This window comes from Escherichia sp. MOD1-EC6162 (assembly GCF_002965125.1).
Lineage (GTDB): Bacteria > Pseudomonadota > Gammaproteobacteria > Enterobacterales > Enterobacteriaceae > Escherichia > Escherichia marmotae.
The window spans coordinates 80,971-106,711 of the sequence record NZ_PTSB01000010.1; the positions used below are offsets into that span (position 1 = coordinate 80,971).

A 25,741-nucleotide genomic window follows, 5' to 3' on the forward strand; every position below is an offset into this window, starting at 1 on the left:
TAACACTCACTTGGTTAATCATTTAACATTTTAGTTATCTATAATGACGAATGATTAGAATTACATGTGAGAAATTATGCCAACGGAACACGTCATTTTACTGAATACACAGGGAGTCCCTTCGGGAACACTGGAAAAATATGCTGCACACACGGCTGATACCCCCTTACATCTCGCGTTCTCCTGTTGGCTATTTAACGCCAAAGGACAATTGCTGGTTACTCGCCGTGCACTAAACAAAAAAGCGTGGCCAGGTGTGTGGACCAACTCGGTATGCGGTCATCCGCAACTGGGTGAAAGCAATGAAGAGGCGGTGATCCGCCGTTGCCGCTATGAACTGGGCGTAGAAATAACACCACCCGAACCGGTTTATCCAGACTTCCACTATCGCGCCACTGACCCGAATGGCATTGTCGAAAATGAAGTATGTCCGGTATTTGCCGCACGAACTACCAGTACGTTACAGCTCAACGATGATGAAGTGATCGATTATCAATGGTGTGATTTAGCGGAAGTATTACGCAGTATTGATGCCACACCGTGGGCGTTCAGTCCGTGGATGGTCATGCAGGCGACAAACAGCGAAGCCAGAAAAATGTTGTCAGCCTTCGCGCAACAAAAATAAAAAACCCCGACAAATGCCGGGGCTGTGTGCTTACGCGTAAGGCTTATTTTACCGGACGCATCGCCGGGAACAGAATCACGTCACGGATAGTGTGGCTGTTGGTGAACAGCATAACCATACGGTCGATACCAATTCCCAGACCTGCTGTCGGCGGCAGACCATGTTCCAGTGCAGTAACGTAATCTTCATCGTAGAACATTGCTTCATCGTCGCCTGCATCTTTTGCTGCAACCTGATCGAGGAAACGCTGTGCCTGATCTTCAGCATCATTCAGTTCGCTAAAGCCGTTACCGATTTCACGACCACCAATGAAGAACTCAAAGCGATCGGTGATTTCCGGGTTGACGTCGTTACGGCGCGCCAACGGAGAAACTTCTGCCGGATATTCAGTAATGAAGGTCGGTTGAATCAGATTCGCTTCTGCCACTTCGTCGAAGATCTCAGTGACGATACGACCCAGACCCCAGCTCTTCTCCACGTGAATGCCGAGAGATTCAGCAATCGCCTTCGCAGAGTCGAAGTTATCCAGATCCGCCATATCAGTTTCCGGACGATATTTCTTAATCGCTTCACGCATGGTCAGTTTTTCGAACGGCTTACCGAAGTCCAGCTTCACATCACCGTAAGTCACTTCAGTCTTACCGAGAATATCCTGCGCCAGAGTGCGGAACAGCGATTCGGTCAGTTCAATCAGATCTTTGTAATCCGCGTAAGCCATATAGAGTTCCATCATGGTGAACTCTGGGTTATGACGCACGGAAATACCTTCGTTACGGAAGTTACGGTTGATTTCGAACACACGTTCAAAGCCACCAACCACCAGACGCTTGAGGTACAGTTCCGGCGCAATACGCAGGTACATGTCGAGATCCAACGCATTGTGATGGGTAATAAACGGACGCGCTGCCGCACCGCCAGGGATCACCTGCATCATCGGGGTTTCAACTTCCATAAAGCCGCGGTTCACCATGAACTGACGGATGCCAGCGAGGATCTGCGAGCGAACTTTAAAGGTGTTGCGGGATTCATCGTTAGAGATGAGGTCCAGATAACGCTGACGATAACGCGCTTCCTGATCCTGCAAACCGTGGAATTTGTCCGGCAGTGGACGCAGTGCTTTGGTCAGCAGACGCAGCTCGGTGCAGTGGATCGACAGTTCGCCGGTCTTGGTTTTAAACAGCTTACCTTTTGCGCCGATAATATCGCCAAGATCCCATTTCTTAAATTGATCGTTATAAACGCCTTCCGGCAGATCATCACGAGCGACATATAACTGAATGCGGCCACCGACGTCCTGCAGGGTAACGAAGGAGGCTTTACCCATGATTCGACGAGTCATCATGCGACCAGCAACAGCCACTTCGATGTTCAACTCCTCCAGCTCTTCGTTCTCTTTGCCGTCAAAGTCTGTATGCAGTTGGTCAGAAGTATGGTCGCGACGAAAATCGTTCGGAAAAGCAACCCCCTGCTCACGCAGGTTCGCCAGCTTTTCGCGACGGGTTTTCAGTTCATTGTTAAGATCGGTTACCGCGTCAGTGCCTTGTACGTGTTGTTCAGACATGTTGGTTCCTTATAACCCAGCTTTCAAACTTGCTTCGATAAATTGATCCAGGCTGCCATCCAGCACTGCCTGCGTATTGCGGGTTTCCACCCCGGTGCGCAGATCTTTAATGCGGGAGTCATCAAGGACATAAGAACGAATCTGGCTGCCCCAGCCGATGTCAGATTTATTGTCTTCCATCGCCTGTTTCTCAGCGTTCTTCTTCTGCATCTCCAGCTCATAAAGCTTCGCTTTCATCTGCTTCATGGCCTGGTCTTTGTTCTTGTGCTGGGAACGGTCGTTCTGGCACTGAGTCACAATCCCTGTCGGGATGTGGGTAATACGCACCGCAGATTCGGTACGGTTAACGTGCTGACCGCCCGCACCGGATGCGCGATAAACATCAATGCGCAGATCCGCTGGGTTGATTTCGATATCAATATCGTCATCTACTTCTGGATAAACAAATGCGGAACTAAAGGACGTGTGGCGACGGCCACCGGAGTCAAACGGGCTCTTACGCACCAGACGGTGAACGCCGGTTTCTGTGCGCAGCCAACCGTAAGCGTAATCACCGGAGATCTTGATAGTCACGGATTTAATACCCGCCACTTCACCTTCCGACTCTTCGATAATTTCAGTTTTAAAACCACGTGATTCTGCCCAGCGCAGATACATACGCTCAAGCATGCTCGCCCAATCCTGCGCTTCTGTGCCGCCGGAGCCCGCCTGGATATCGAGGTAGCAATCGGCGCTGTCATATTCGCCGGAGAACATGCGGCGGAACTCAAGCTGCGCCAGTTTTTCTTCCAGGGCGTCGAGTTCAGCAACGGCTTCGTTAAAGGTTTCTTCGTCGTCGGCTTCTACTGCCAGTTCCAGCAGACCGGAAACATCTTCCAGCCCTTGTTTCATTTGGTCGAGAGTATCGACAACAGCCTCGAGGGAGGAACGCTCTTTACCCAGCGCCTGCGCACGCTCAGGCTCGTTCCAGACATCCGGCTGTTCCAGCTCGGCGTTTACTTCTTCCAGACGCTCTTTCTTGGCGTCGTAGTCAAAGATACCCCCTAAGAACGTCGGAGCGTTCCGTGAGGTCCTGAATGCGATTCTTTACCGGATTAATTTCAAACATGGTCTGATTTCTTTTATTGAGCTAGTCAAAATGCGGTGATAAGAGCGGGATTGTACCCAATCCACACTCTTTTTTATAGAGAAGATGACGCTAAATTGGCCAGATATTGTCGATGATAATCTGTAGATTGCGGTTGCCGCGAAACTCGTTGATATCCAGTTTGTAAGCCAGTTGCACTTCGCGCACGCCGTTATCTGGCCAAAGAGCCGTATCAACGTTAAACGCAATACCATCCAGTAGCGGGCCGCCGCCGACCGGTTCAACCATAACCTTCAGATGGCGCTCCCCCACCAGGCGCTGTTGCAGCAGGCGGAAATGGCCGTCAAACAGCGGTTCCGGGAACATCTGCCCCCACGGACCGGCATCACGCAGCAGTTGCGCGACTTCCATTGTCATCTCCGCTGCACTTAACGGGCCGTCTGACACAACTTCGCCTTGCAATAAAGAAGGATCAAGCCACTCGGTAACCAGCTCGCCAAAGCGTTGCTGAAAGAGTTCAAATTTATCCTCTTCCAGCGACAATCCTGCCGCCATCGCATGACCGCCAAACTTGAGCATCATGCCAGGGTAGAGCGTGTCTAACCGCTCCAGCGCATCGCGCATATGCAGTCCCTGAATGGAGCGACCGGAACCTTTCAGCGTACCATCACCTGCAGGCGCAAAGGCGATAACCGGACGATGAAAACGCTCTTTGATGCGCGAAGCCAGAATACCAACGACGCCCTGATGCCATTCAGGGTGATACATTGCCAGCCCGCCGGGCAGTGTATCGCGGCTACGCTCCAGTTGCTCACACAGGGCCAATGCTTCGACCTGCATTCCCTGTTCGATCTCTTTACGTGTCTGGTTTAACGCATCAAGCTCATTGGCCAGAACGCGCGCTTCACCGATGTTGTCGCAAAGCAGCAACGCCACGCCAACGGACATATCATCCAGTCGCCCGGCAGCATTGAGACGCGGCCCCAGCGCAAAACCTAAATCGCTGGCAGCGAGTTTTTGCGGATCGCGATTTGCCACTTCCAGCAGAGCTTTAATCCCCGGTCGGCACTTCCCGGCACGAATACGGCTCATCCCTTGCCAGGTCAGGATGCGGTTATTGGCGTCCAGTGGCACAACATCCGCCACAGTCCCCAGAGCGACCAGATCCAGCAATTCCGCCAAATTGGGGATTGCGATGCCACGCTCATCAAACCATCCCTGATCACGCAAAAAGGTGCGTAACGCCAGCATCAGATAAAAGGCCACACCAACGCCTGCCAGTGATTTTGACGGGAACTCGCAGTCACGCAAATTGGGATTAATAATGGCTTCCGCCGCGGGTAACGTTTCGCCGGGTAAATGGTGATCGGTAACAATAACCGGAATGCCCAGCGAGCGAGCGTGTTCAACACCTGCGTGGGAAGAAATACCGTTATCAACCGTTACAATCAACTGCGCACCACGCGCATAAGCTTGATCGACCACTTCCGGACTTAAACCATAACCGTCTTCAAAACGGTTTGGCACCAGATAGTCGATGTTGTCACAGCCGAGAGAACGCATCGCCAGCACGCTAAGGGCTGTGCTGGTGGCTCCGTCGGCGTCGAAATCCCCGACCACAATAATCCGCGTTCCTTCACGAAAAGCGTTGTAAAGGATCTCAACAGCCTTTTCGACACCGCTCAGTTGCTGCCAGGGCAACATACCTTTAACACTGCGCTCCAGTTCCTGCGCGCTGCGCACGCCCCGACTGGCGTATAAACGGCGCAGCAAGGGGGGCAGGTCAGCGGGCAAGTCTGCCGTTTCGTCGACTTCACGACGACGAAGTTGTATCTGTTGTTTCACGCGAATTATTTACCGCTGGTCATTTTTTGATGTTCGTCGAGGAATGCTTTCATCTCTTTCGGCGGCTGGTAGCCCGGCACCAGAGTACCGTTATTCAGCACAACCGCCGGAGTACCACTAACACCAAGCTGTACGCCAAGTGCGTAATGGTCGGCAATATCGATATCGCAACTTGCCGGAGTAACGGCTTTGCCTGCCATTACGTCATCAAAGGCTTTGTTTTTATCTTTTGCACACCAAATGGCTTTCATTTGTTGCTCCGCCTGGCTTTCCAGCCCCTGACGCGGGAACGCGAGATAACGCACGGTGATCCCCAGCGCGTTGTAGTCAGCCATCTGCTCATGCAGTTTGTGGCAGTAACCGCAGGTAATGTCGGTAAACACGGTGATGACGTGCTTTTCTTGCGGCGCTTTGTAGATAATCATTTCTTTTTCCAGCGCATTCAGTTGCTTTAACAGCATCTGGTTGGTGACGTTGACCGGTGCCACGCCGCTAACATCATACATTGGCCCCTGAATGATGTGTTTACCGTCATCGGTGATATACAGCACGCCGCTGTTAGTTAGCACTGTTTTCATACCAGCAACGGGCGCGGGCTGAATATCGCTGCTTTTGATGCCCATTTTAGCTAACGTTTGTTGTATTGCCGCGTCATCCGCCTGAACAAAGCCAGAAAACGTCGCCAACAAAGTAAACAACATAAAACCTTTCTTCATAAATCATCCTGTTCTTTTCAGCTATCACGCCCGCGGGTGATGCTGTTGATGAAGTTGCCGCAGACGCTCAGTGGCGACATGCGTATAAATTTGAGTCGTGGAGAGATCACTGTGACCCAGCAACATCTGCACCACACGTAAATCCGCACCATGATTTAACAAATGGGTGGCAAAGGCGTGACGCAGCACGTGCGGCGATAACTTTTCGCTGTCGATCCCCGCCAGCACAGCATAGTGTTTAATGCGATGCCAGAAAGTCTGCCGCGTCATTTGCTGCGCGCGCTGGCTGGGAAACAGTACGTCAATCGACACACCGTTTAACAACCACGGTCGCCCATGTTCCAGATAGGTTTCCAGCCAGTAGACCGCCTCTTCACCTAACGGCACCAGTCGCTCTTTGTTGCCTTTACCTATTACCCGCACCACCCCCTGACGCAAGCTGATATCACTCATCGTCAGACCGACAAGTTCAGAAACGCGCAACCCGGTAGCATACAACACTTCGAGCATCGCTTTGTCACGCAGTTCCAGTGGCTGATCCACCAGCGGTGCCTGCAATAACCTTTCGACCTGCGCTTCACTTAAATCTTTCGGTAAGCGCTGGGGTAATTTCGGTGAAGCAAGATGCGCACTGGGATCGTCTTCACGAAACTTTTCGCGGTAAAGATACTGGAACAATCGGCGCACCGCACTCAATAAACGGGCTGAACTGGTGGCTTTATACCCCCCCTCCAGCCGTTCTGCCAATAATGCCTGTAAGTCACCGCTTTGCGCCGTTGCCAGCGTTAGCCCACGATGATGCAACCACTCCACCATCATTGACAGATCGCGGCGATATGCGTTCAACGTATTTTCTGCCAGATTTTTTTCCAGCCACAGGGCATCAAGAAATTGCTCGATGCGTGCCAAATCTTGTTTCACTTGCGCCCCTTACATTTCTCGTTTGATGCATTATGCCTTATTGTGCCGTGACTAAAACGATTCTGATACACTAGCCGCAAAAGCCACAGCAGAATCGAGAAGCTTACGTTATGAATATGGGTCTTTTTTACGGTTCCAGCACCTGTTACACCGAAATGGCGGCGGAAAAAATCCGCGATATTATCGGTCCAGAACTGGTGACCTTACATAACCTCAAGGACGACTCCCCTAAATTAATGGAGCAATACGATGTGCTCATTCTGGGAATTCCGACCTGGGATTTTGGTGAAATCCAGGAGGATTGGGAGGCCGTCTGGGATCAGCTCGACGACCTGAACCTCGAAGGTAAAATTGTTGCGCTGTATGGGCTGGGCGATCAACTCGGGTATGGCGAGTGGTTCCTCGATGCGCTCGGAATGCTGCATGACAAACTCTCAACCAAAGGCGTGAAGTTCGTCGGTTACTGGCCAACGGAAGGATATGAATTCACCAGCCCGAAACCCGTTATTGCTGACGGACAACTGTTTGTCGGCCTGGCGCTGGATGAAACCAACCAGTATGACCTCAGCGATGAGCGTATTCAGAGCTGGTGCGAGCAAATTCTTAATGAAATGGCGGAACACTACGCCTGATTTCCCTGACGGCTTAGCGTATTTGCTTCGCCGTCATCGTATCTCTTGCTGTAACAAAATTCGCCGTAAATCACGCCATTCGGCTTCGTCCATGCTGTCTGCTGCCAGCCACAAATGCTGACGTTTGCCGCTATCAGAACGTAAACGTAACATCATGCCGCTTTTAATCATCCACGGCGTTTTGACGATGCTCCATTCCTGTCCTTGCCAACGTAAACGCCCATCCATCAGCAGGCGAATCTCTCCCTGACGGGAATTAATGCGTCGCTGGCTGCGAACGCAATCAAACACCACCAGCGAAAGCAACACCAGCCATAGCGGGGTGTAACTAAGTGGCCATGGCATGAGTAAAATAACTGCGGCAACCAGCCCATGAATCAGCAGGGAAAGCCACTGCGCGCGCCAGGAGACGCGTAATTCAGATTGCCACAGGACCACGATCCCGGTTCCGTGTCTGAATGAGTCTGACCATCATTTCCAGTTCTGCATCGGCAGGTTTACCATGATTCATCAGCCAGTTGAACAGGTCCGGATCGTCGCATTCCAGCAGACGAATAAAGATGCGTTTTTCGTCATCGCTTAAGCTGTCGTACTCATGTTCGAAAAACGGCATGATTGAAATATCGAGTTCACGCATACCGCGGCGGCATGCCCAATGAATGCGGGCTTTGTTGTTAATATCCATTTTCTTCCTGTCTCACGAAAATCCAGTACCAGGATATTGTAACGTGTTTTTCGACTTCTTTTGCGGGAATATCGGTAAACACAATCGCGATCGCGAAATTAATCCACAACAATTCAATGGCTTCATTTTTTTGGAAGTCATCTCGCAAAGCGAATCAGAAGGCACGGATCGCGTAGTGAAAGCACTTGCAATGCCCCATAGCTCTTTTACCATTAGTCATTAATTACGCCGTTTGTAAAACAGGACTCCATTATGGCTTTTACACCTTTTCCTCCCCGTCAGCCCACGGCTTCTGCCCGTTTACCGCTGACGTTGATGACGCTTGATGATTGGGCGCTTGCCACCATTACCGGCGCAGATAGCGAAAAATATATGCAGGGCCAGGTAACGGCAGATGTCAGCCAGATGACCGAAGACCAGCATCTGCTTGCCGCGCACTGCGATGCCAAAGGTAAGATGTGGAGCAATTTACGTCTGTTCCGCGACGGCGACGGTTTTGCCTGGATTGAACGTCGCAGCGTGCGCGACAACCAGCTTACCGAACTGAAAAAATATGCGGTCTTCTCTAAAGTGACTATCGTCCCGGACGATGAACGTGTACTGCTCGGTGTTGCCGGGTTCCAGGCGCGCGCCGCGTTAGCGAATCTTTTCAGTGAGCTGCCGACTCAGGAAAAACAGGTAGTCAGAGAAGGCGCGACAACCCTACTTTGGTTTGAACATCCGGCAGAGCGTTTTCTGATCGTCACCGATGAAGCCACCGCCAATATGCTGACCGATAAACTTCGCGGTGAAGCGGAGTTGAACAATAGCCAACAGTGGCTGGCGTTGAATATTGAAGCGGGTTTCCCGGTGATTGACGCGGCCAACAGTGGGCAGTTTATCCCACAAGCGACGAATATTCAGGCGCTGGGTGGGATCAGCTTTAAGAAGGGTTGCTACACCGGACAAGAGATGGTGGCACGAGCTAAATTCCGCGGTGCCAACAAACGTGCACTCTGGTTGCTGGCGGGTAGTGCCAGTCGTGTGCCGGAAGTGGGTGAAGACTTAGAACTGAAAATGGGCGAGAACTGGCGTCGTACCGGAACCGTACTGGCGGCGGTAAAACTGGACGATGGTCATGTCGTGGTTCAGGTAGTCATGAATAACGATATGGAGCCGGACAGCATCTTCCGCGTTCGTGACGATGCGAATACGCTGCATATCGAGCCGCTACCTTATTCGCTGGAAGAGTAAATCTCTGTATCGCTCCTGGCATCTATTGCCTGATGCGGCGCTGACACGTCTTATCAGGCATGGGAGTGGGTATCTGTTTTCACAATGGGCACGCTACCCGTAAGCCGGATAAGGCGTTTTCGCTGTATCCGGCGGTTGTGCGCCAATTACGCCTGCCCAATATACAAATAGATCGCCAGGAAATGGCACACGCTGCCGCCGAGCACAAATCCGTGCCAGATGGCATGGTTGTATGGGATGCGTTTGCAGACGTAGAAAATTACGCCAAGCGAGTAAACCACGCCGCCTACCGCCAGTAAGGTAACGCTGCCCGCCGCGAGCTTCACTGCCATTTCATAAATAACCACCAGCGACAACCAGCCCATAGCCAGATAGGTCACCAGCGATAATATTTTAAATCGGTGCGCGATGGTCAGCTTGAACAGAATCCCCAGCAGCGCCATGCTCCAGATAACAATCATCAGCCCGCGCGCCAGCGGTGAATCCAGCCCCACCAGCAAAAAAGGTGTGTAAGTTCCGGCAATCAACAGATAAATGGCGCAGTGGTCAAATTTCTTCAGCCACATTTTTGCCCGTTGATGGGGAATAGCGTGATACAGCGTCGAGGCCAGAAACAGCAGGATCATACTACCGCCATAGAGGCTATAACTGGTTATCGCCGTGGCGCTGGCGTTGAGATCAACAGCCTGAACCAGTAGTAACACCAGCCCGACAATGCCAAACACCAGTCCGATACCATGACTGACACTATTGGCAATTTCCTCTGTCAGCGAATATTCCTGTTTAGAGAGGGGCTTCTGAACCATAACTTACTCCGGAGAACGTCCACGCGCGTGATTGCAACTCCAGCGTAACTGAGAATAGTTCCAGTGAACACCTGTTAGCTAAAATAAATTCTGATTTGAGAGTAATCTCCGAAAAATCATGAAATTAAATATAAAGTTTCAGCTAACAGGCGTTAGTTCAACTTAAAGGCATTTAAATTCAATTACATAAAACTGCGTCTGACCGGGATAGATGTCAGCAATGACCTTTTTCAGTTCAGCCAGAGTCATATTTTCCTGTTGCGCATGTTTTTCTGTGAGAGTATCCAGCGTCACTGTTGAAGTTGCGGTGACTTCAATAGTGCAAAAATAGCCATCATCTTCAAAGCGCCCGACGCGAAGTACATCGCCCGTTTTAAAGTGCGATTCAGATTCGTCACGGATGGTGATGGTTTTACGCCCAGCCAGAATGTCATCCTGGAAACGTTGAAAAAAAGTGATGTCGTTTGGCTGCATGGTAATATTTCCTGTAAGAATTGACTCATTTGGAGCCTATGATAGTGAAAAAACTCACCTTACCGAAAGATTTCTTATGGGGCGGCGCAGTTGCCGCCCATCAGGTCGAAGGCGGCTGGAACAAAGGCGGCAAAGGGCCAAGCATTTGTGACGTTCTGACCGGCGGCGCACACGGCGTACCGCGCGAAATCACCAAAGAAGTCTTGCCAGGCAAATACTATCCGAACCATGAAGCGGTAGATTTTTATGGTCACTATAAGGAAGACATCAAGCTGTTTGCCGAAATGGGCTTCAAATGTTTTCGTACTTCCATCGCCTGGACGCGCATTTTCCCGAAAGGCGATGAAGCCCAGCCTAATGAAGAAGGGCTGAAGTTTTACGACGCCCTGTTCGATGAACTGCTGAAATACAACATTGAACCGGTGATCACCCTTTCTCACTTTGAAATGCCGCTACATCTGGTGCAGCAATACGGCAGTTGGACCAACCGTAAGGTGGTTGATTTCTTTGTACGTTTTGCTGAAGTGGTGTTTGAACGCTATAAGCACAAAGTCAAATACTGGATGACCTTCAACGAGATTAACAACCAGCGTAACTGGCGCGCACCGCTGTTTGGCTATTGCTGCTCTGGCGTGGTTTATACCGAACATGAAAATCCAGAAGAGACGATGTACCAGGTGCTGCATCATCAGTTTGTTGCCAGCGCCCTGGCGGTGAAAGCGGCACGTCGCATCAACCCGGAGATGAAAGTCGGTTGTATGCTGGCAATGGTGCCACTTTATCCTTACTCCTGTAACCCGGACGATGTGATGTTCGCCCAGGAATCGATGCGCGAACGTTATGTCTTTACCGATGTGCAACTGCGCGGCTATTACCCGTCCTATGTGTTGAACGAGTGGGAGCGTCGCGGATTTAACATCAAAATGGAAGATGGCGATCTGAATGTACTGCGCGAAGGCACCTGCGATTATCTCGGCTTCAGCTATTACATGACCAACGCGGTAAAAGCCGAAGGCGGCACCGGTGATGCGATTTCTGGTTTCGAAGGCAGCGTGCCGAACCCATATGTGAAAGCCTCTGACTGGGGCTGGCAGATTGATCCGGTGGGTCTGCGTTACGCGCTCTGCGAACTGTATGAGCGTTATCAGAAGCCTCTATTTATCGTCGAAAACGGTTTTGGCGCTTACGATAAAGTAGAAGAGGACGGCAGCATCAACGATGACTACCGCATTGATTACCTGCGCGCCCACATTGAAGAGATGAAAAAAGCGGTGACTTACGATGGCGTCGATCTGATGGGCTACACGCCGTGGGGCTGCATCGACTGCGTATCATTCACCACCGGGCAGTACAGCAAACGCTACGGTTTTATCTATGTGAATAAGCATGACGACGGTACTGGTGATATGTCGCGTTCACGTAAGAAGAGCTTTAACTGGTACAAAGAGGTGATCGCCAGCAACGGCGAGAAACTTTAATTAGCCGATGTGCCTGATGCGCCCCGCTCATCAGGCCTGGAGCTCCTGTCATATATTGAACTCCAAGATTTTGTATTTACGCTTCATCCGACACACAAAGCGCACCTTATTAACAAACTAAAAAGGCGCCGAAGCGCCTTTAGAAGATAGTCAAATCAGTTAATTACTGGTATTCGCTAATCGGTACGCAGGAACAGAACAGGTTACGGTCACCGTAAACATCGTCCAGACGTTTCACCGTCGGCCAGTATTTGTCTGCCACGCCTGCCGGGAACACCGCAATTTCACGGCTGTACGGATGCCCCCACTCAGCAACCAGTTCGTTCTGAATGTGCGGCGCGTTTACCAACGGGTTATCTTCCAGCGGCCAGACTCCGGCTTTCACCTGGTCAATTTCCGCACGGATAGCCAGCATCGCGTCAATAAAGCGATCCAGTTCCACTTTGCTTTCGGATTCAGTCGGTTCCACCATCAGCGTCCCCGCAACCGGGAATGACATTGTCGGCGCGTGGAAACCGTAGTCGATCAGACGTTTGGCTATATCCAGCTCGCTGATGCCGGTTTCTTCTTTCAGCGGACGAATATCGAGAATACATTCGTGCGCCACGCGACCATCGCGACCGGTATACAGCACCGGGAAGGCATCCTGCAGGCGGCTGGCAATATAGTTGGCGTTAAGAATTGCTACCTGGCTTGCTTTTTTAAGCCCTTCTGCGCCCATCATGCGAATGTACATCCAACTGATTGGCAGAATGGATGCACTACCGAACGGTGCCGCAGAAACCGCGCCCTGACGGGTTAACATGCCTTCGATTTGTACCACGCTATGACCCGGCACAAACGGTGCCAGATGTGATTTCACGCCGATCGGCCCCATACCCGGGCCGCCACCGCCGTGCGGAATACAGAAAGTTTTATGCAGGTTGAGGTGCGAAACGTCCGCACCAATAAAGCCCGGTGAAGTGATGCCGACCTGGGCGTTCATGTTTGCGCCATCAAGGTAAACCTGACCGCCAAACTGATGCACGATTTCACACACTTCACGGATTGTTTCTTCGTACACACCGTGGGTGGATGGATAAGTCACCATGATGCAGGAGAGATTATCGCCAGCCTGTTCCGCTTTCGCGCGCAGGTCAGTCAAATCGATATTGCCGTTTTTATCACATGCCACGACCACCACCTGCATTCCCGCCATATGCGCAGAAGCTGGGTTAGTCCCGTGGGCAGATGCCGGGATCAGGCAGATATCACGATGCCCTTCGTTGCGGCTTTCATGGTAATGACGAATCGCCAGCAGGCCCGCGTATTCGCCCTGAGCACCGGAGTTCGGCTGCATACAGACGGTGTCATAACCAGTCAGTTTGACCAGCCAGTCAGCCAGTTGCGCAATCATCTGCTGATAACCTTCGGCCTGCTCCGGTGGGCAGAACGGGTGCAGTTCAGCAAACTCCGGCCAGGTGATCGGGATCATCTCGGCGGCGGCGTTCAGTTTCATGGTGCAGGAACCCAGCGGGATCATCGCCTGATTCAGCGCCAGATCTTTACGCTCCAGCGAATGCATATAGCGCATCATTTCGGTTTCGCTGTGGTAGCGATTAAATACCGGGTGCGTCAGGATTTCATCGTCGCGCAACATTACAGGCTGGATAGAGCGGCTGTCGTGAGCCACGTCTTTGTCCAGCGTGTCGATATCCAGCCCGTGATTATCGCCCAGCAGCACGCTGAAAAGCTGCATCACGTTTTCGCGCGTCGTGGTTTCATCAAGGGTGATCCCCACGGCGTTCAGAATGTCGCTACGCAGGTTGATTTCAGCCGCTTCGGCACGCGCCAGCACGCCTGCTTTGTCGGCTACGTCTACACACAACGTGTCGAAATAGTACGCATGGCGCAGCTTCAGACCTTTTTGTTGCAGGCCAGCAGCCAGAATATCGGTCAGACGATGAATGCGGTTAGCGATGCGTTTCAGGCCAACCGGACCGTGATAAACGGCATACAGGCTGGCAATGTTTGCCAGCAGTACCTGGGAAGTACAAATGTTGGAGTTCGCTTTCTCGCGGCGAATATGTTGTTCGCGAGTCTGCATCGCCATGCGCAGCGCGGTATTGCCCGCGGCATCTTTCGATACACCAATAATACGGCCCGGCATAGAACGTTTATATTCATCTTTCGCCGCAAAGAAGGCCGCGTGCGGGCCACCGTAGCCCATCGGCACACCGAAGCGTTGCGCCGAACCAAAGACAATATCCGCGCCCTGTTTGCCCGGTGCAGTAAGCAGCACCAGTGCCATAATGTCAGCGGCAACACTGACCACAATTTTGCGTGATTTCAGTTCGCTGATAAGCGTTGTGTAATCGTGGATTTCACCGGTAGTGCCAACCTGCTGTAACAGCACGCCGAACACTTCCTGATGATCGAGCACTTTTTGCGCGTCATCGACAATCACTTCAAAACCAAAGGTTTCTGCACGGGTGCGAACCACATCCAGCGTTTGCGGATGAACGTCAGAAGCAACGAAGAAGCGATTGGCATTTTTCAGTTTGCTGACGCGTTTAGCCATCGCCATTGCTTCAGCGGCAGCAGTAGCTTCGTCCAGCAGAGACGCCGAAGCCATATCCAGCCCGGTCAGATCCAACGTTACCTGCTGGAAGTTGAGCAGGGCTTCGAGGCGGCCCTGGGAGACTTCAGGCTGATACGGGGTATACGCGGTATACCAGCCCGGATTTTCCAGCATGTTGCGCAGAATAACCGGCGGCAACTGCACGGCGGTGTAACCCATGCCGATGTAAGACGTGAAGCGTTTATTGCGACTGGCAATAGCCTTGAGTTCCGCCAGCGCGGCGTATTCGGTCGCCGGTGCGCCAACCTGCGGCGGGGTCGCAAGCTGAATATCTTTCGGCACAATCTGGCCGATCAGCGCGTTTAACGATTGTGCGCCAACGGCATTCAGCATTTCTTGCTGTTGCGCGGCGTCCGGTCCGATATGGCGTTCAATAAAAGCGCCGCTGTTTTCAAGCTGGCTTAACGTCTGTGTCATGAGCGATGGTTCCTGAAACGTGCAGTGAATTGTGAACCTCCCTTCTTGCGAAGAGAGTAAGGGTGAGGCGTAAATTTTCCTCACCCTGCCCCTCTCCCAAAGAAGAGGGATAAAGCTGTTACTCGTCTTCTAACAATGCTTCGTATGCGGTGGCGTCCAGCAGTGATTCCAGTTCGCTTTCATCGCTGGCTTTGATTTTAAAGATCCAGCCGCCAGTGTATGGCTCGCTGTTTACCAGCTCCGGGGAGTCGCTCAGTGCGTCGTTCACCGCTACGATTTCACCACTTACTGGCGCATAAATGTCTGACGCCGCTTTTACTGATTCGGCAACCGCGCAGTCATCGCCCGCGCTTACCGTTGCGCCCACTTCCGGCAGGTCAACAAACACCATATCGCCTAACAGTTCCTGAGCATGCTCGGTGATGCCAACGGTGTAAGTGCCGTCAGCTTCTTTACGCAGCCATTCGTGTTCTTTGCTGTATTTCAGTTCTGCTGGTACGTTGCTCATCAATCAATCTCCAAAAAAGTAAATCACGCGACGGCTTTGCCGTTACGCACAAAAACAGGTTTAGTCACTTTTACCGGCATTTCACGGTTGCGAATTTGCACAATCGCCGTTTCGCCAATGCCTTCCGGCACACGCGCCAGCGCAATGCTGTAACCCAGCGTTGGGGAGAAAGTCCCGCTGGTAATAATGCCTTCATGCTGATTACCCTGCGCGTCGGTAAAACGCACCGGCAGTTCATTACGCAGCACACCTTTTTCGGTCATCACCAGACCAACCAGTTTCTCTGTGCCATGTTCACGCTGCACTTCCAGGGCTTCACGACCGATGAAGTCACGGTCAGTCGGTTCCCAGGCGATGGTCCAGCCCATGTTGGCTGCCAGCGGTGAGATGGTTTCGTCCATCTCCTGACCATAAAGATTCATGCCCGCTTCCAGACGCAGCGTATCACGCGCACCCAGACCGCATGGCTTAACGCCCGCTTCCACCAGCGCACGCCAGAAATCTGCTGCTTTTTCATTTGGCAGCGCAATTTCATAGCCCGCTTCGCCGGTATAACCGGTGGTGGCAATAAACAGATCGCCCGCCTGCACGCCAAAGAACGGCTTCATGCCTTCCACCGCCTGACGCTGGGCGTCATTAAACAGTGTGGCAGCTTTTACCTGAGCATTCGGCCCTTGTACGGCAATCATGGAAAGGTCATCACGAACGGTAATTTCAATGCCGAAGGGTTCAGCGTGTTGGGTTATCCAGGAGAGGTCTTTTTCGCGGGTGGCGGAGTTAACAACGAGGCGGAAGAAATCTTCAGTGAAGTAGTAAACGATCAGGTCATCTATCACTCCGCCAGAGGCATTCAACATCCCGGAGTAGAGCGCTTTGCCACTTTTGGTGAGCTTCGCCACATCGTTCGCCAGCAGATAACGCAGAAACTCCCGGGTGCGGCTGCCGCGGAGATCGACGATGGTCATATGCGACACATCAAACATTCCGGCATCGGTTCGTACCGCATGATGTTCGTCGATTTGCGAACCGTAATGCAGCGGCATCATCCAGCCATGGAAATCCACCATGCGTGCGCCGCAAAGCGTGTGTTGTTCGTACAAAGGAGTCTGTTGTGCCATCTTGTCCTCATTGAATAAGCGGGGCTGACAACTTTTTCACAGTGAAATTATCACCACGAAACCCAGCATCGGAGCCACTCCCGGTCCCCAACGCAATCGTTCTCTTTTCTCTGAACTTACCACCGAAATAGACGGTTAACCATAAGGTAAAATTGATCATCACATTAGCTTATGGTTAAAAAACGCAAAAATCTCAACAGAATAAAAAACCAAAAGTTGATTTTATTTTTATATAAACACAATGCATTAAGAAATTGAATTTGGGCAAAGCAATATTAAGAACTGAAAATATGTCAAAAATCACTAAATCAAAAAATCGTAACATTAGAAAATATAATGCGAAATTGAAGGTGAAATTAGTTTATTTCAAATGAGGAAAATCTCCCGACAGAAAAACCGGGAGATTAAAGTGTGATGGGTATCAAATAAACAACAGAGGAGAAATTTTTAACGCAACCATTCAGGCAAATCATTTAACCCCATTGCCTGACGAATAAGCTGCGGCTTAACGCCAGGCAGCGTGTCGGCCAGTTTCAAACCAATATCGCGCAGCAGTTTTTTCGCCGGATTAGCTCCGGAAAAGAGATCGCGGAATCCTTGCATACTTGCCAGCATCAGCGCCGCACTGTGCTTGCGGCTGCGTTCATAGCGACGCAAGTAAATGTACTGCCCGATGTCTTTGCCCTGACGGTGCAGACGTTTCAGTTCGGCAATCAGCTCTGCGGCATCCATAAAGCCGAGATTCACCCCCTGCCCCGCCAGCGGGTGAATGGTATGCGCGGCGTCGCCCACCAACGCCAGGCGGTGAGCGGCAAACTGGCGGGCATAACGCCCCGTCAACGGGAACACCTGACGCTCGCTCTCAACCTTGCATAAGCCCAGGCGATTATCAAAAGCGATATTTAATGCGCGATTAAATTCATCTTCGCTCGCCTGCTGCATCCGCTGCGCCTCCTGAGGAGGTAATGACCAGACAATCGAGCAAAGATGCGGATCGCTCAGCGGCAAAAAAGCCAGAATGCCTTCACCGTGGAAAACCTGGCGCGCCACCGCTTCATGTGGTTCTTCAGTACGAATGGTCGCTACCAGCGCGTGATGCTGATAATCCCAGAAAGTCAGCGGGATATCGGCTTTGTTGCGCAACCAGGAATTTGCCCCGTCCGCGCCAATCACCAGACGCGCCGTTAACATGCTGCCGTCTTTCAGCGTCAGGAAGGTTTCGTTTTCCCCCCAGGCGACCTGCTGTAATTCTGCAGGGGCAAACAGGGTGATATCTGACGACTGTTGCGCTTTGTTCCACAGCGCGTAGTGAATCACTGCGTTTTCAACAATATGCCCAAGATGGCTATAGCCCATGCTTTGATCGTCAAAAGAGATGTGACCAAAACTGTCTTTATCCCACACTTCCATACCGTGATAGCAACTGGCTCTACGGGAGAGAATGTCCTGCCAGATGCCAAGACGGGTAAGTAATTTTTCGCTGGCGGCATTGATAGCCGAAACGCGCAGTTGTGGTGGTGCATCCGCCGCCAGAGGTTCCGGTACACGCTGTTCCAGTACGGCGACGCGTAAGCCGCTCCCCTGTAAGCCGCAGGCAACCGCCAGCCCCACCATGCCGCCGCCAACAATGGCTACATCAACACTTTGCATTGTTTATTCCTTAAAACCGCCTTCAACGCGCCACCCAACCGAGGGTGCGCTGCGTCAGCACATCGCGTGCCGGAGTGAATAATTCCATCGCCATCAGCCCGAGGTTGCGCCCGACAACCAGCGGCACCCAACGGTTGGCAAAAAGATGCACCAGACTGTCCGTAACGCCGATAGTCGCTTCGCGATCGCTCTGCCGACGCTGCTGGTAGCGGCACAATACGCCGTAATCACCAATGTCTTCACCACGTTCTTGCGCCTGAGTCAGGGTTTCTGCAAGGCTCATAACATCACGCATACCGAGGTTAAATCCTTGTCCGGCAATCGGATGCAGGGTTTGCGCTGCATTACCCACCAGCACGGTGCGATGGGTAATGGGTTTAGCGGCGCGGGTTAACGCCAGCGGATAAGCACTGCGTTTACCGGCGTGGGTAATTTGCCCCAGACGCCAGCCAAAAGCGGACTGGAGTTCACGGCAAAACGTCTCGTCGCTCCACGCCATGACCTCATCGCCCCGTTCCAGCGGGTGACACCAGACCAGCGAACAACGTCCGCCAGACATCGGCAACATCGCCAGCGGGCCATATTGCGTAAAGCGCTCAAAAGCACGGCCTTCATGCGCAACAGAGGTAGCAACATTAGCAATCACAGCCAGTTGTTCGTAAGGCTCTTGCTGCCAGTCAACGCCGCAGGTGGTCGCTAATGCTGAATGCGTACCATCAGCCGCAACCAGCACACGCCCCGTCAGCGTCTCGCCACTCTCCAGCGTTACGGCAACGTTATCCTGAGTACGAGAAACGTTAGCAACGCGATCCGGACAGTGCAGCGTCACGCCAGGCGCTTTGCGCAACAATGTAAACAGCCGTTGCCCGACATTGTGCAACTCAACAACCTGCCCCAGTGCCGCCAGTTGATAATCTTCTGCGGCGAAGGTGACGAATCCAGCATGACCGCAATCGCTGACATGAACAGTGGTGATGGCAGTTGCGCAATCAGCCAGAGATTGCCAGACGCCGATGCGCGCCAGTTGCTGGCAGGTGCCCGCCGCCAGCGCAATAGCTCGGCCATCAAAGCCAGGATGAACATGTGATTCCGGTGCAGTCGCTTCAATCAGATGTACCGGCAGCGCCCCGTGACTTAACCGGGAAATAGCCAGCGCCAGCGTCGCGCCAGCCATGCCGCCACCGACGATGATTACGCTCATTGCTTTCTCGCGGCCGCCATCAATGCTTCGATTTCTTCCGGCTTTTTCACCACGCTGGCGGTGAGGTTTTCGTTACCGGTTTCAGTAATCACAATATCGTCTTCAATACGAATGCCGATACCGCGATATTGTTCCGGTACATCTGCATCCGGCGCGATATACAGCCCCGGCTCTACGGTCAAAGCCATACCCGGTTCAAGAATGCGCGAGCGATCCTGACCATAAACACCCACATCATGAACATCCAGACCTAACCAGTGGCTAAGGCCATGCATAAAGAAAGGACGATGGGCATTTTGGGCGTTCAGTTCATCGACGTCACCTTTCAGGATCCCCAGTTTTACCAGGCCGCTAATCATGATACGCACCACTTCACCCGTGACTTCCTGAATGGAGGTTCCCGGACGATACAGGCGCAAACTGGTTTCAAGAGACTCCAGCACAATGTCGTAGATTTCACGCTGTGCCTGAGTGAATTTGCCATTGACCGGGAAGGTGCGGGTAATATCGCCAGCGTAACCTTTATATTCACACCCCGCGTCAATCAACACCAGGTCGCCGTCGCGCAGTTCACACTCGTTTTCGGTGTAATGCAAAATGCAGCCATTTTCACCGCTGCCGACAATGGTGTTGTAGGAAGGATAACGTGCGCCGTGGCGGTTAAATTCGTGGTGAATTTCGCCTTCCAGATGGTACTCAAACATTCCTGGACGGCATTTTTCCATCGCCCGAGTGTGCGCCAGTGCGGTGATTTCACCAGCGCGGCGAAGTACGGCAATCTCTTCTGGCGATTTGAACAGGCGCATTTCATGAACAACAGGGCGCCAGTCGATCATCGTTGCCGGAGCGGTGAGATTTTGCCGCGAGCCTTTACGCAGTTTTTCCAGTGCACTGTTCACTATTTCATCAGCATACGCATATTCGCCCTGGGCATGGTAAACCACATCCAGACCGTTAAGTAGTTGATAAAGTTGCTGATTGATTTCGCTGAACGCCAGTGCGCGGTCAACGCCTAGTTTTTCCGGTGCGGCATCTTGCCCCAGGCGACGGCCAAACCAGATCTCTGCCGTCAGGTCGCGAACGCGGTTAAACAGAACGCTGTGGTTATGAGTGTCATCGCTTTTAATCAGCACCAGCACTGCTTCTGGCTCATTAAAGCCAGTGAAGTACCAGAAGTCGCTGTTTTGACGATAGGGATATTCGCTGTCGGCGCTACGGGTCACTTCTGGCGCTGCGAAAATCAGCGCGGCGCTGGCAGGTTGCATTTGCGCCAGTAAAGCCTGGCGGCGGCGCTGAAATTCTTGCTGAGATATCTCACTCATAACACTCTCCTTACGTTTTTTGTTTTTAGTGTAGAGTCGGCTTTTGTACTTCTGGCGCGGTCGGTTGCGGATGGGTAAAGGTGTCGTGACATAACAGCGCAGCAACACGAACGTATTCAATGATCTCTTCGAGGGACATTTCCAGCTCTTCCTGATCTTCGTCTTCGTCGTAGCCCAGTTGTGCAATGTTACGCAAATCGTCAATAGCTTCACCGGTTTCACCGGTCACTTTGTCGAGCTTCGGTTGTGTGACGCCAAGACCAAGCAGGAAGTGATTTACCCAGCCTGCCAGTGCATCAGCGCGATCGAAAACGCTGACATCATCGCCATCAGGCAGATAAAGCTGAAAAAGGAAGCCGTCATCTTGCAGGGCATCGCTGGTAGCAGAGTGCATTTTACGCAATGCCTGTGCCAGCTCATGACCGAAAGCCATGCCTTCGTTCGTCAGGTCATGAAGCAGCGGTAGCCATGAGCTGTCATCATTGCCACCGCAAAGCATCCCGCTGATTAAACCATGCATTTCAGCAGGGGTCAGACCTGTCCCTTGTTGGTTCAGATACTGGTTCATCTCGTTGTAACCAGGCATTTCGTTCTGTATAGACATAAGCATTCGACATCAAAGGGAGGAAGATTCATGATATGCTATCACTTTGGACCCTGGTGAACCAGAAAAGGGCTTGTCTCATTGCACCAGGGTAGCTATAGTTTCGCCCCTTCGCAGACCAAAGGTCTGAAGGCGAAGGCAGCGCAGTCAATCAGCAGGAAGGTGGCATGTCTGCACAACCCGTCGATATCCAAATTTTTGGCCGTTCACTGCGTGTGAACTGCCCGCCTGACCAAAGGGATGCGTTGAATCAGGCTGCGGACGATCTGAACCAACGGTTGCAAGATCTGAAAGAACGCACTAGAGTCACAAATACAGAACAGTTGGTTTTCATTGCTGCATTGAACATCAGCTATGAGTTAGCGCAAGAAAAAGCGAAGACTCGTGACTACGCGGCAAGTATGGAACAGCGTATTCGGATGCTGCAACAGACCATAGAACAAGCGTTACTTGAACAAGGTCGCATCACCGAAAAAACGAACCAAAACTTTGAATGACACTTTTCGGTTTACTGTGGTAGAGTAAACGTGAAGACAAAATTTCTCTGAGATGTTCGCAAGCGGGCCAGTCCCCTGAGCCGATATTTCATACCACAAGAATGTGGCGCTCCGTGGTTGGTGAGCATGCTCGGTTCGTCCGAGAAGCCTTAAAACTGCGACGACACATTCACCTTGAACCAAGGGTTCAAGGGTTACAGCCTGCGGCGGCATCTCGGAGATTCCCTTCTTATCTGGCACCAGCCATGACACAACTACCAGAACTTCCACTTACATTATCCCGACAAGAAATCCGTAAAATGATTCGGCATCGACGTCGTGCCTTAACGCCGGAGCAACAACGCGAAATGGGTCAGCAGGCCGCAACCCGGATGATGAACTACCCCCCTGTTGTAATGGCGCATACGGTTGCCGTTTTTCTCTCATTTGATGGCGAACTCGACACCCAACCGCTCATAGAACAGCTCTGGCATGCCGGTAAGCGCCTATATCTTCCAGTTTTGCATCCCTTTAGTGTCGGTAACTTACTGTTCCTGAATTACCATCCGCAAAGTGAACTGGTGGTGAACAGATTAAAAATCCACGAGCCGAAACTGGACGTGCGCGATGTACTTCCCCTTTCCCAATTAGATGTCCTCATAACGCCGCTGGTAGCCTTTGATAAGAACGGTCAACGCCTGGGAATGGGTGGCGGTTTTTATGATCGGACATTGCAAAACTGGCAGCACTATAAAATGCAGCCAGTTGGTTATGCACATGATTGTCAGTTAGTAGAAAAACTTCCTGTCGAAGAGTGGGATATTCCGCTACCTGCGGTGGTTACACCGTCAAAAGTCTGGGAGTGGTGAGGACGACACACCTGCATCGCCCTGATTTACATCGTTTATTCTTTAACCTAATTTAGTGAGTAAGGGTTCTGAGACTGACTGTTAATAAGCTGGCAAATTTATCAGTAACAGTACAATCAGTATGATGACAAGTCACATCATACCCCTTCTCCTTTAAGCCCTCGCTTCGGTGAGGGCTTTACCGTTACAGCGCCATGCTGCACCGCCATCGTAAATCTTCTTCGAGTAAACACAACGTATTGATCTGGCTTTGATTTCTTTCTTCGAGCAGGCTCACAAAGGCGATTGCACAACCCTGCAAATGTGGTGAGAAGCATGGGGAAAAGGGACAAAAAAACGGGCAAGTCAGCGACCTGCCCGTTGTTTGTCAGAGAAGGGGAATCAGTACAGCAAACGGGCGCGAATGGTGCCAGGAATAGCTTTCATGGCCTGCAATGCTTTTTCGGCAACGTCTTCATCGGCTTCAATATCAATAACTACGTAGCCCATCTGAGCAGACGTTTGCAGGTACTGCGCGGCGATGTTAACGCCCTGCTCGGCAAATATTTTGTTCAGCGCAGTCAGCACGCCCGGACGGTTTTCATGGATGTGCATCAGACGACGACCACCGTGCAACGGCAGCGATACTTCCGGGAAGTTCACCGCAGAAAGCGTGGAGCCATTGTCAGAGTACTTGATCAATTTTCCTGCAACTTCCAGGCCGATATTCTCCTGCGCTTCCTGAGTCGAACCGCCAATGTGTGGCGTCAGCAGGACGTTGTCGAATTCGCACAGCGGAGAGGTAAACGGATCACTGTTGGTCGCCGGTTCCGTCGGGAATACGTCAATTGCCGCACCAGCAAGGTGTTTGCTCGCCAGCGCGTCACACAGTGCCGGAATATCGACTACAGTACCGCGCGAGGCGTTAATCAGTAGCGAACCGGGCTTCATCAGCGCAATCTCTTTCGCGCCCATCATATTTTTGGTGGACGGATTTTCTGGCACATGCAGACTTACCACGTCGCTCATATTCAGCAGGTCGGAAAGATGTTGCACTTGAGTCGCGTTGCCCAGTGGCAGTTTGTTTTCAATATCATAGAAGTAAACATACATCCCCAGCGACTCCGCGAGAATGCCAAGCTGCGTACCAATATGACCATAGCCAATGATACCCAGCTTTTTGCCGCGAGCTTCAAAAGAACCCGCCGCCAGTTTGTTCCACACGCCACGGTGCGCTTTAGCGTTGGCCTCCGGCACTCCGCGCAATAGCAGCAAAAGTTCGCCAATCACCAGCTCAGCAACGGAACGCGTATTCGAAAACGGTGCGTTAAATACCGGGATCCCACGTTTTGCCGCAGCATTTAAATCAACCTGGTTTGTGCCTATGCAGAAACAACCAATAGCGACCAGCTTTTCTGCGGCATTGATCACGTCTTCTGTCAGATGGGTACGGGATCGCAGGCCGATGAAGTGGGCATCGCGGATGGATTCTTTTAATTGTTCATCATCCAGCGCGCCTTTGTGAAATTCGATGTTGGTGTAACCCGCCGCGCGAAGGCTTTCCAGCGCCTTTTGGTGCACGCCTTCTACCAGCAGAAACTTAATCTTGTCTTTCTCCAGCGATACCTTTGCCATTTACCCAATCCTGTCTTTGAAATGTTGTGTGTGGATTTACATCCGCCTTTCAACATATCAAAAAATAATATTGCGGCAATATGAACGTTTGCGTCGCGATGTTGAGGAAATATCACGCAAGGTTGATTAACAGAAGAAAATGCTGGAGATAAGACTTTGTTTAGAGCGTTAGGTAACAGAGGGTTAAAAACGTGACAGATGTCACCAAATTTAACAATGAAAAAAATTTTTAACGGGGGAGAGAACTCCCCCGTCAGATCATTTCACAATGGTTTTGACGCCGTCAGGTGTGCCAATCAGCGCGACATCCGCACCACGGTTGGCAAACAGACCAACAGTAACCACGCCAGGGATAGCGTTAATTGCGTTTTCCATCGCCACCGGGTCAAGAATTTCCATGCCGTGAACGTCGAGGATCACGTTGCCGTTATCAGTCACCACGCCCTGACGGTATTCCGGACGGCCGCCTAATTTCACCAACTGACGAGCTACTGCACTACGCGCCATCGGGATAACTTCTACCGGCAGTGGGAATTTACCCAGAATATCGACCTGCTTGGAAGCATCTGCAATACAGATAAACTTCTTCGCGACTGAAGCGATGATTTTTTCACGGGTCAGCGCCGCGCCGCCACCTTTGATCATCTGCATATGGCCGTTGATTTCATCTGCTCCGTCGACGTAAATTCCAAGGCTGTCCACTTCATTGAGGTCAAAAACGTGAATGCCAAGGCTTTTCAGTTTTTCAGTGGATGCATCGGAGCTGGAAACTGCCCCTTCAATCTGACCTTTCATCGTGCCGAGTGCATCAATAAAGTGTGCGGCGGTGGAACCTGTACCTACACCAACAATGGTCCCGGGCTGAACATACTGAAGTGCCGCCCATCCTACTGCTTTTTTCAATTCATCCTGCGTCATGATCGTTTCGCCTGTGGTATGAAATTTCACACGCATTATATACAAAAAACGCGGTTCAGACCCCGTCAGCAAGTCGTGCGACTAACTCATCCATGAATAACAGGCAATAGGGGGAATTCTCTTTCGTCCCTGCAAGCCTGGATATCAGCAGGCATCGGGTGACCCCTTTTATCAACCAGCGTGCATATCTGAAGCTGCACCGATAAAAGTGAAGCTCTACAGAACTTTTCCCGGGTCTCCACAAAGACAAAAAGACACGGTAACGCCACCCAAAATTTCCATTATAGCTACTTTTTCATACGCTAAATGCTCTGTACCCAAAGCAAAATTATGTCATAGTTCGGCATAAGAAAATTTGAGG

Annotated in this window: 26 protein-coding genes and 1 other RNA gene; 8 read left to right on the plus strand and 19 right to left on the minus strand. The window is 51.6% G+C overall.

Annotated features, from left to right (window positions below):
- The first annotated feature begins 76 nt into the window (after positions 1-76).
- Positions 77-625: an isopentenyl-diphosphate Delta-isomerase gene (gene idi, locus A9587_RS10590; RefSeq protein ID WP_105263554.1), complete on the plus strand. Its 549-nt coding sequence runs from the start codon at positions 77-79 to the stop codon at positions 623-625.
- A gap of 43 nt (positions 626-668) precedes the next feature.
- On the opposite strand, the gene lysS is transcribed toward idi, so the two are convergent.
- The 5 genes from lysS to xerD form a co-directional block, all read right to left on the minus strand.
- Positions 669-2,186: a lysine--tRNA ligase gene (lysS, locus tag A9587_RS10595; protein WP_000003094.1), complete on the minus strand. Its 1,518-nt coding sequence runs from the start codon at positions 2,184-2,186 to the stop codon at positions 669-671.
- 9 nt (positions 2,187-2,195) lie between these two features.
- Positions 2,196-3,294, minus strand: a protein-coding gene (gene prfB / locus A9587_RS10600) for a peptide chain release factor 2 (protein WP_098729101.1) whose coding sequence is annotated in 2 segments (ribosomal slippage) — positions 2,196-3,218 and positions 3,220-3,294 — 1,098 coding nt in all. Because the reading frame shifts where the segments join, the coding sequence is not laid out codon by codon here.
- Positions 3,295-3,384: 90 nt separating this feature from the next.
- Positions 3,385-5,118: a single-stranded-DNA-specific exonuclease RecJ gene (recJ, locus tag A9587_RS10605; RefSeq protein ID WP_105263553.1), complete on the minus strand. Its 1,734-nt coding sequence runs from the start codon at positions 5,116-5,118 to the stop codon at positions 3,385-3,387.
- Positions 5,119-5,123: 5 nt separating this feature from the next.
- Complete coding sequence (gene dsbC / locus A9587_RS10610; RefSeq protein ID WP_000715232.1) at positions 5,124-5,834, minus strand: bifunctional protein-disulfide isomerase/oxidoreductase DsbC; 711 nt, start codon at positions 5,832-5,834, stop codon at positions 5,124-5,126.
- 24 nt (positions 5,835-5,858) lie between these two features.
- The gene (gene xerD / locus A9587_RS10615) at positions 5,859-6,755 is read right to left on the minus strand and encodes a site-specific tyrosine recombinase XerD (RefSeq protein ID WP_000806649.1); all 897 of its coding nucleotides are present in this window, start codon (positions 6,753-6,755) and stop codon (positions 5,859-5,861) included.
- 110 nt (positions 6,756-6,865) lie between these two features.
- Here xerD and fldB point away from each other — a divergent pair, with 110 nt between their 5' ends.
- Positions 6,866-7,387: a flavodoxin FldB gene (gene fldB, locus A9587_RS10620; RefSeq protein ID WP_001055874.1), complete on the plus strand. Its 522-nt coding sequence runs from the start codon at positions 6,866-6,868 to the stop codon at positions 7,385-7,387.
- Positions 7,388-7,420: 33 nt separating this feature from the next.
- Here fldB and A9587_RS10625 read toward each other — a convergent pair whose 3' ends face one another.
- Both A9587_RS10625 and sdhE read right to left on the minus strand, forming a co-directional pair.
- Positions 7,421-7,825 carry a protein YgfX gene (locus A9587_RS10625; protein ID WP_000244789.1) on the minus strand — a complete coding sequence of 135 codons (405 nt, stop codon included), beginning with the start codon at positions 7,823-7,825 and terminating at the stop codon, positions 7,421-7,423.
- Positions 7,806-8,072 (minus strand): FAD assembly factor SdhE, encoded by a 267-nt coding sequence (sdhE, locus tag A9587_RS10630; RefSeq protein WP_000354045.1) that lies wholly within the window; start codon positions 8,070-8,072, stop codon positions 7,806-7,808. The genes A9587_RS10625 and sdhE overlap by 20 nt, the downstream gene beginning before the upstream one ends.
- A 252-nt stretch (positions 8,073-8,324) precedes the next feature.
- On the opposite strand from sdhE, the gene ygfZ reads away from it, so the two are divergent.
- Positions 8,325-9,305 carry a tRNA-modifying protein YgfZ gene (ygfZ, locus tag A9587_RS10640; RefSeq protein ID WP_000886070.1) on the plus strand — a complete coding sequence of 327 codons (981 nt, stop codon included), beginning with the start codon at positions 8,325-8,327 and terminating at the stop codon, positions 9,303-9,305.
- A 146-nt stretch (positions 9,306-9,451) separates the two neighbouring features.
- On the opposite strand, the gene trhA is transcribed toward ygfZ, so the two are convergent.
- Complete coding sequence (gene trhA / locus A9587_RS10645) at positions 9,452-10,111, minus strand: PAQR family membrane homeostasis protein TrhA (RefSeq protein WP_105263552.1); 660 nt, start codon at positions 10,109-10,111, stop codon at positions 9,452-9,454.
- 162 nt (positions 10,112-10,273) lie between these two features.
- A complete protein-coding gene (gene yqfB / locus A9587_RS10650; protein WP_001182960.1) occupies positions 10,274-10,585 on the minus strand; it encodes a N(4)-acetylcytidine aminohydrolase in 312 nt (103 codons plus the stop codon).
- Positions 10,586-10,629: 44 nt separating this feature from the next.
- Here yqfB and bglA point away from each other — a divergent pair, with 44 nt between their 5' ends.
- Positions 10,630-12,063, plus strand: a complete 1,434-nt coding sequence (gene bglA / locus A9587_RS10655; RefSeq protein ID WP_001517031.1) for a 6-phospho-beta-glucosidase BglA — start codon at positions 10,630-10,632, stop codon at positions 12,061-12,063.
- A gap of 163 nt (positions 12,064-12,226) precedes the next feature.
- On the opposite strand, the gene gcvP is transcribed toward bglA, so the two are convergent.
- From gcvP to gcvT, 3 genes are all read right to left on the minus strand, one after another.
- Positions 12,227-15,100 (minus strand): aminomethyl-transferring glycine dehydrogenase, encoded by a 2,874-nt coding sequence (gene gcvP, locus A9587_RS10660; protein WP_085449217.1) that lies wholly within the window; start codon positions 15,098-15,100, stop codon positions 12,227-12,229.
- Between the two features lie 118 nt (positions 15,101-15,218).
- The gene (gene gcvH / locus A9587_RS10665; RefSeq protein ID WP_000073211.1) at positions 15,219-15,608 is read right to left on the minus strand and encodes a glycine cleavage system protein GcvH; all 390 of its coding nucleotides are present in this window, start codon (positions 15,606-15,608) and stop codon (positions 15,219-15,221) included.
- Between the two features lie 23 nt (positions 15,609-15,631).
- A complete protein-coding gene (gcvT, locus tag A9587_RS10670) occupies positions 15,632-16,726 on the minus strand; it encodes a glycine cleavage system aminomethyltransferase GcvT (RefSeq protein ID WP_001517033.1) in 1,095 nt (364 codons plus the stop codon).
- A 290-nt stretch (positions 16,727-17,016) separates the two neighbouring features.
- On the opposite strand from gcvT, the gene A9587_RS24455 reads away from it, so the two are divergent.
- Positions 17,017-17,100, plus strand: coding sequence for a hypothetical protein (locus tag A9587_RS24455; RefSeq protein WP_122983120.1), 84 nt, complete (start codon positions 17,017-17,019; stop codon positions 17,098-17,100).
- Positions 17,101-17,173: 73 nt separating this feature from the next.
- Here A9587_RS24455 and ubiI read toward each other — a convergent pair whose 3' ends face one another.
- The 4 genes from ubiI to ygfB are packed head-to-tail and all read right to left on the minus strand — an operon-like array spanning position 17,174 to position 21,503.
- Positions 17,174-18,376 carry an FAD-dependent 2-octaprenylphenol hydroxylase gene (gene ubiI / locus A9587_RS10675; RefSeq protein ID WP_016249166.1) on the minus strand — a complete coding sequence of 401 codons (1,203 nt, stop codon included), beginning with the start codon at positions 18,374-18,376 and terminating at the stop codon, positions 17,174-17,176.
- A gap of 22 nt (positions 18,377-18,398) precedes the next feature.
- The gene (gene ubiH, locus A9587_RS10680) at positions 18,399-19,577 is read right to left on the minus strand and encodes a 2-octaprenyl-6-methoxyphenyl hydroxylase (protein WP_000111234.1); all 1,179 of its coding nucleotides are present in this window, start codon (positions 19,575-19,577) and stop codon (positions 18,399-18,401) included.
- Positions 19,574-20,899 carry a Xaa-Pro aminopeptidase gene (gene pepP, locus A9587_RS10685; protein ID WP_105263551.1) on the minus strand — a complete coding sequence of 442 codons (1,326 nt, stop codon included), beginning with the start codon at positions 20,897-20,899 and terminating at the stop codon, positions 19,574-19,576. The genes ubiH and pepP overlap by 4 nt, the downstream gene beginning before the upstream one ends.
- A gap of 25 nt (positions 20,900-20,924) precedes the next feature.
- Entirely contained in the window at positions 20,925-21,503 is a 579-nt protein-coding gene (gene ygfB, locus A9587_RS10690) for a UPF0149 family protein YgfB (protein ID WP_001517036.1), read from the minus strand.
- Between the two features lie 167 nt (positions 21,504-21,670).
- Between ygfB and zapA the strand changes: the two genes are divergently transcribed.
- The 3 genes from zapA to A9587_RS10710 all read left to right on the plus strand — a co-directional run bounded on the left by zapA (position 21,671) and on the right by A9587_RS10710 (position 22,848).
- Positions 21,671-22,000, plus strand: a complete 330-nt coding sequence (gene zapA, locus A9587_RS10700) for a cell division protein ZapA (RefSeq protein WP_001276008.1) — start codon at positions 21,671-21,673, stop codon at positions 21,998-22,000.
- A gap of 41 nt (positions 22,001-22,041) precedes the next feature.
- Positions 22,042-22,225: non-coding RNA, 6S RNA (gene ssrS / locus A9587_RS10705), on the plus strand.
- A 20-nt stretch (positions 22,226-22,245) separates the two neighbouring features.
- Positions 22,246-22,848 carry a 5-formyltetrahydrofolate cyclo-ligase gene (locus tag A9587_RS10710; protein WP_105263550.1) on the plus strand — a complete coding sequence of 201 codons (603 nt, stop codon included), beginning with the start codon at positions 22,246-22,248 and terminating at the stop codon, positions 22,846-22,848.
- An 81-nt stretch (positions 22,849-22,929) separates the two neighbouring features.
- Here A9587_RS10710 and A9587_RS25655 read toward each other — a convergent pair whose 3' ends face one another.
- The 3 genes from A9587_RS25655 to rpiA all read right to left on the minus strand — a co-directional run bounded on the left by A9587_RS25655 (position 22,930) and on the right by rpiA (position 25,380).
- A complete protein-coding gene (locus A9587_RS25655) occupies positions 22,930-22,974 on the minus strand; it encodes a hypothetical protein (protein ID WP_370567170.1) in 45 nt (14 codons plus the stop codon).
- A gap of 255 nt (positions 22,975-23,229) precedes the next feature.
- Positions 23,230-24,462 (minus strand): phosphoglycerate dehydrogenase, encoded by a 1,233-nt coding sequence (serA, locus tag A9587_RS10715; RefSeq protein WP_001151616.1) that lies wholly within the window; start codon positions 24,460-24,462, stop codon positions 23,230-23,232.
- A gap of 258 nt (positions 24,463-24,720) precedes the next feature.
- Positions 24,721-25,380: a ribose-5-phosphate isomerase RpiA gene (rpiA, locus tag A9587_RS10720; protein WP_016249170.1), complete on the minus strand. Its 660-nt coding sequence runs from the start codon at positions 25,378-25,380 to the stop codon at positions 24,721-24,723.
- Positions 25,381-25,741: the final 361 nt, after the last annotated feature.